Origin of the sequence: Endozoicomonas sp. ALC013, from assembly GCF_049310205.1 — a bacterium.
GTDB lineage: Bacteria > Pseudomonadota > Gammaproteobacteria > Pseudomonadales > Endozoicomonadaceae > Endozoicomonas.
This window is the reverse complement of the sequence record NZ_JBLYNS010000223.1, coordinates 1-5,193: the sequence shown is the minus strand read 5'-3', so window position 1 is coordinate 5,193 and position 5,193 is coordinate 1. Positions and strand designations below refer to the sequence as shown.

Here is a 5,193-nt window from a genome sequence, read left to right as displayed (position 1 = left end):
TTTATTGATGATATGGCTCAGGCTTATGAGTGGGCGGATCTGGTCATCTGCCGCTCTGGCGCATTAACCATTGCAGAACTGGCAGCGGCAGGAAAACCCGGAATTCTGGTGCCTTTCCCGTTTGCGGTGGATGATCATCAGACAGTGAATGGGCGTTACCTGGTCGATCGAGGTGCAGCCCTGATGGTTCAGCAAAAAGATTTGAATGTGGACAGTTTGACAAACATGATTTTGAAGCTGGCAGATAATCCTGAACAGCTTGAACGAATGGCCTCATCAGCAAGAACGGCCAGTTTGCCACAGGCGACTGATGACGTGGTCAGGCTCTGTCTTGAAGCGGCTGGTAAGGAGGTCTCTTATGCCTGATGTAAAAAGTCGGATTCCCGTTGTGGCGGTGCCAGAGATGAGGCGTATCCGCAAAATCCATTTTGTCGGTATTGGTGGTTCCGGCATGTGTGGCATTGCCGAGGTCCTGCTGAATCAGGGGTATGAAATCTCTGGCTCGGATATTCGTGCATCTTCAGTGACTGAGCGTCTTGAAGGGCTCGGGATTGAGGTGTTTATTGGCCACCGTGCCGACAATGTGATCAACGCAGATGTGATTGTCACCTCAACCGCGGTTGCCGGAGATAATCCGGAAGTGGTTGAGGGGGAAAGACGTCGGCTGCCCATTGTTCCCCGGGCCCAGATGCTGGCGGAATTAATGCGTTATCGCCACGGCATTGCGGTGGCGGGTACCCATGGCAAGACCACCACCACCAGTCTGCTGGCTTCGGTTCTCGGGTTCAGTGGTATGGACCCGACTTTTGTGATTGGGGGCAGGCTCAACTCGGCCGGTACCAATGCAAAACTGGGTGGCAGCCGTTACCTGGTGGCCGAGGCGGATGAGTCTGATGCCTCTTTCCTGCATTTGCAGCCGATGGTGTCCATTATCACCAATATTGATGCTGACCATATGTCTACCTACGACGGAGACTTTGGCAAGCTGAAAAAGGCATTTATTGATTTCTTGCACAATCTGCCTTTTTACGGTGTGGCGATTGTCTGTATCGACTGTCCGGTTGTTCGGGAACTGTTGCCGGAAATCAAACGACAGGTGATTACCTACGGTTTCAGTGAAGACGCGGATTACCGGGCAGTGAATGTTCGTCAGCAGGGCATGAGAACCTCGTTTGACCTGGTTCGTCGCACTGATGTCGAAGAAGCCCCTGTGACCATTGAACTGGGTATTCCCGGACGCCATAACGTGTTGAATGCTCTGGCCGCGTTTGCCACGGCGGCTGATGAAGGCATTCCGGATCAGGTGATTGCTGAAGGGCTGAGTCGTTTTGATGGTGTTGGTCGACGTTTCCAGGTGCTGGGAGAGTTTACTACCCGGGTTGGCGACGTGATGCTGGTGGATGATTATGGTCACCACCCAACGGAAGTGGATGCGACCATTAAAGCGGTTCGTGATGGCTGGGATGATAAACGACTGGTGATGATTTACCAGCCTCATCGTTTCTCTCGCACCCGTGACCTGTATGAGGATTTTGTCGATGTGCTGTCCAGGGTTGATGTTCTTCTGTTAATGGAAGTGTACCCTGCCGGAGAAGAACCGATTGCAGGGGCGGACAGTCGCTCACTATGCCGGAGTATTCGCCAGCGTGGACTGGTTGATCCGATATTTATTGCCCGTCCTGAAGACGTTGAGTCAGTATTGGCGGATGTACTTCAGGATGGGGACTTGCTGTTGGCTCAGGGAGCCGGGGATATTGGCGCACTGGCTCTCAGGCTGGCCAGTGCTGAGTTGGCTCTGCCGAAGACAGAACAGTAAAGCTACGAATTGAATAGTAAAGGAAAACAGTGCATGAAGTACGACCGGAGTTGTGATCACTTCGATCCAAAAGCTTTTGGCAAGGTTGCTGTACTTTTCGGTGGAAACTCCGCAGAAAGGGAAGTGAGCCTGACCAGTGGTGAGCGTATTTATGCCGCGTTGCATCGCCAGGGTGTGACATGCCAGCTGATTGATACCTGTGAGAATGTTGTTGAGCAGCTTCAGCAATATGCACCTGACTATGCCTTCATTGCCTTGCATGGCGGTGGGGGAGAAGATGGAACGATACAGGGAATGCTGGAAACCATGGGTATTCCCTATCCCGGCAGTGGTGTCATGGCATCTGCCCTGGCGATGGATAAATACCGCTGCAAGCTGCTCTGGCAATCCATTGGGCTGCCAACACCGGAATTTGCCCTGGTTATGGGAGTTGACAATCTTGGCCATGCCGAGTCGCTGTTGCCTGCCTTTGTCAAACCCAGCATGGAGGGCTCCAGTGTTGGTGTGGCACGGGTTGATCGAAGGGAAGACCTTGAAGTTGCCTGCGAGCGTGCAGCGGAGCACAAGGGGGCGGTTCTGGTGGAGTCGTTTATCGATGGGCCTGAGTTTACGGTGGGTATTCTTAATGGTCAGCCACTGCCTGTTATCCGAATTGAGGCAGAGGGTGAATTTTATGATTACCAGGCCAAGTATCTGTCGGATAATACCCGCTACACCATTCCCTGTGGCCTGACTTCTGTTAAGGAGCAGGAACTGCAGGCGGTTGCTCTGACGGCATTTGAAGCCCTTGGGTGTTCAGGCTGGGGGCGTGTTGACTTTATGCAGGATCAGCAGGGACGATTCTGGTTGCTTGAGGTCAATACTATTCCGGGGATGACAGATCATAGTCTGCTGCCGATGGCCGCAGCGGATGCCGGTTTATCTTTCGATGAACTGGTGATTGAAATATTGAAAACAGCGGATGTCTGATCGAGCAGGTTGGTCTGTTTCAGCCGGTTGGTCGGGGGAAGTACGGGGCGCATCCCGAAGGGACGGTAAACAGGTTGTTGGCAGAGGGAAAAAAACACTGCCGTGGAAAAGAGTGCTTCAGGTTCTGGTGTCTCTTGTTCTGCTGGCAGGCTTGCTGGGCTCAATGCCGTGGTTGGTGAACTGGTTGAATCAGCCGATAGCACGGGTGGAAGTGCATGCAGGCTTTGAGTATTTATCCAGAGAGCAAGTCGAGGGTGTTTTGCAGCCTCACTTACAGGACCGTTTTTTTGCCCTGGATTTGCGCGAGATGCAGCAGGTTCTGATGGCAATGCCCTGGATTAAGACCGCCTCGGTTCGACGACAGTGGCCTGACAGTGTCCAGGTGAGCCTGACCGAACAGCAGCCGGTGGCGAGGTGGGGCAGCAGCGCCCTGATCAGCAATGAAGGTGAGGTGTTTGCACCAGAGGATATTGCCGGTTTTTCCGCCATGCCGGTTCTGGGTGGCCCGGAAGAGCTGGCGGTGGAGGTGATGCAGCAATATCTGGCCATCAGTCAGTTGCTCCGGCCTATGGGGCTCAGGCTGACCATGCTGAAACGTAGCAATAGTGGCTCATGGCGATTTACCATAGGACATGTTGAGGTCAATATTGGTCGTGACCGAAGGATGGAAAGACTGCAGCGTTTTGTCCGTCTTTATCATGCCAGGCTGGAGTCTCGCTGGGATCAGGTAAAGCGGGTAGATTTGCGATATTTGAACGGTGCTTCGGTTGCCTGGAGTGAGACGCTGGTTAACACGGGGTCAAAATAAGTCAGCCAGGCTCAGATTTATGATCGTTAGAGAAGTTTGGGAAGATTGATGCCATGACAGCGGCAGATAATGGAAGATTGATCGTTGGGTTGGATATAGGCACCTCGAAAGTCGTGGCTATTGTCGGAGAGCTCAACGCTGAGGGTGACATTGAAGTCATCGGCATCGGCTCGCATATTTCCCGCGGGCTTAAGCGTGGCGTTGTGGTTAATATTGACTCTACGGTCCATGCCATTAAGAGAGCCGTTGAAGAAGCTGAGCTGATGGCCGGGTGTCAGATACACTCGGTCTATGCCGGTATTGCCGGCAATCACATCAAGAGTCTTAACTCCCACGGTATCGTTGCGATACGTGAGCGTGAAGTGAATGGTGCCGATATTGACCGGGTGATTGACGCCGCCCAGGCGGTGGCGATCCCGGCGGATCAGCGGATTCTGCATATTCTTCCACAGGAGTATGCCATTGATAACCAGGAGGGGATCAAGGAGCCTCACGGGATGTCCGGTGTCCGGCTGGAAGCCAAGGTTCATCTGGTGACCTGCGCTGTTAATGCGGCCCAGAATATTGAGAACTGCATCCGTCGCTGTGGTCTGGAAGTGGACGATATTATTCTTGAGCAGCTGGCTTCAAGTTATTCGGTGCTTTCAGAAGATGAGAAAGAGCTGGGTGTCTGTATGGTGGATATCGGCGGTGGCACGACAGATATTGCCATCTTTACCGACGGTGCCATTCGGCATACGGCAGTGATTCCCATTGCCGGTGATCAGGTGACCAATGACATTGCCATGGCCTTGCGGACACCGACGCAAAATGCCGAAGACATAAAGATTAAATATGCCTGTGCCCTGGCCCAGCTGGCTGGAGCCGATGAAACCATTAAAGTTCCCAGTGTCGGTGAGCGACCCTCCAGGGAGCTTTCCCGGCAGGCACTGGCAGAGGTGGTAGAACCTCGTTATGACGAGCTGTTTACGTTAATTAATGCAGAGATCAGGCGCAGTGGTTTCGAAGACCTGATCCCCGCAGGTATCGTTCTGACCGGTGGTACTTCCAAGATTGAGGGAGCTATTGAGCTGGCAGAAGAGATTTTCCACATGCCGGTCAGGCTGGGTGTGCCGCAGTTAGTGAAAGGGCTGAGTGATGTGGTCAGTAATCCCATTTATTCAACGGGTGTCGGGCTTTTGCACTATGGCCAGAAAATGCAGAAAGATGGTTTGAAAAAGTCGATCGCCAGCAAACCTCAGGATGCTGGGCTGATGGACAAGATGAAGCGCTGGTTTCAGAACTTTTAAGTGTGTAGCAGCGCAGGTTTTCAGTAACGGTATTGGTAAGTATTTGTTAGATTAAGGGTGATAAAAAGGAGATGACCATGTTTGAATTGGTGGATAACGTACCGCAGGAAGCGGTCATAAAAGTTATCGGTGTCGGTGGTGGTGGTGGTAATGCAGTCTGCCACATGCTGAATAGTCAGCTCGAAGGTGTTGAGTTTGCCTGTGCAAACACTGACGCCCAGGCGCTGAAAAAGCAGCATTTGCAGGCCCATACTCACCTGCAGCTGGGAGCCTCGATCACGCGAGGGCTTGGTGCAGGCGCGAACCCGAAT

5 protein-coding genes and 1 pseudogene are annotated in these 5,193 nt (G+C 52.7%); all 6 read left to right on the top strand.

Annotated elements, in window-relative coordinates; genetic code table 11:
• Positions 1 to 366 (top strand): UDP-N-acetylglucosamine--N-acetylmuramyl-(pentapeptide) pyrophosphoryl-undecaprenol N-acetylglucosamine transferase (locus ACO6V1_RS22210; RefSeq protein ID WP_422468638.1); only part of this gene is annotated, 366 nt, incomplete at its 5' end.
• On the top strand, positions 359 to 1,816 hold the full coding sequence (gene murC, locus ACO6V1_RS22205; RefSeq protein ID WP_422468635.1) for a UDP-N-acetylmuramate--L-alanine ligase: 1,458 nt from the start codon (positions 359 to 361) through the stop codon (positions 1,814 to 1,816). The genes ACO6V1_RS22210 and murC, both read left to right, overlap by 8 nt.
• Positions 1,817 to 1,849: 33 nt before the next feature.
• Entirely contained in the window at positions 1,850 to 2,785 is a 936-nt protein-coding gene (locus tag ACO6V1_RS22200) for a D-alanine--D-alanine ligase (RefSeq protein ID WP_422461845.1), read from the top strand.
• A complete protein-coding gene (locus tag ACO6V1_RS22195) occupies positions 2,778 to 3,593 on the top strand; it encodes a cell division protein FtsQ/DivIB (RefSeq protein ID WP_422450949.1) in 816 nt (271 codons plus the stop codon). Before ACO6V1_RS22200 ends, ACO6V1_RS22195 begins: the two co-directional genes overlap by 8 nt.
• 53 nt (positions 3,594 to 3,646) lie before the next feature.
• Positions 3,647 to 4,882 carry a cell division protein FtsA gene (gene ftsA / locus ACO6V1_RS22190; RefSeq protein WP_101746660.1) on the top strand — a complete coding sequence of 412 codons (1,236 nt, stop codon included), beginning with the start codon at positions 3,647 to 3,649 and terminating at the stop codon, positions 4,880 to 4,882.
• A gap of 77 nt (positions 4,883 to 4,959) precedes the next feature.
• Positions 4,960 to 5,193: pseudogene (locus ACO6V1_RS22185) on the top strand (cell division protein FtsZ); the annotation flags it as partial.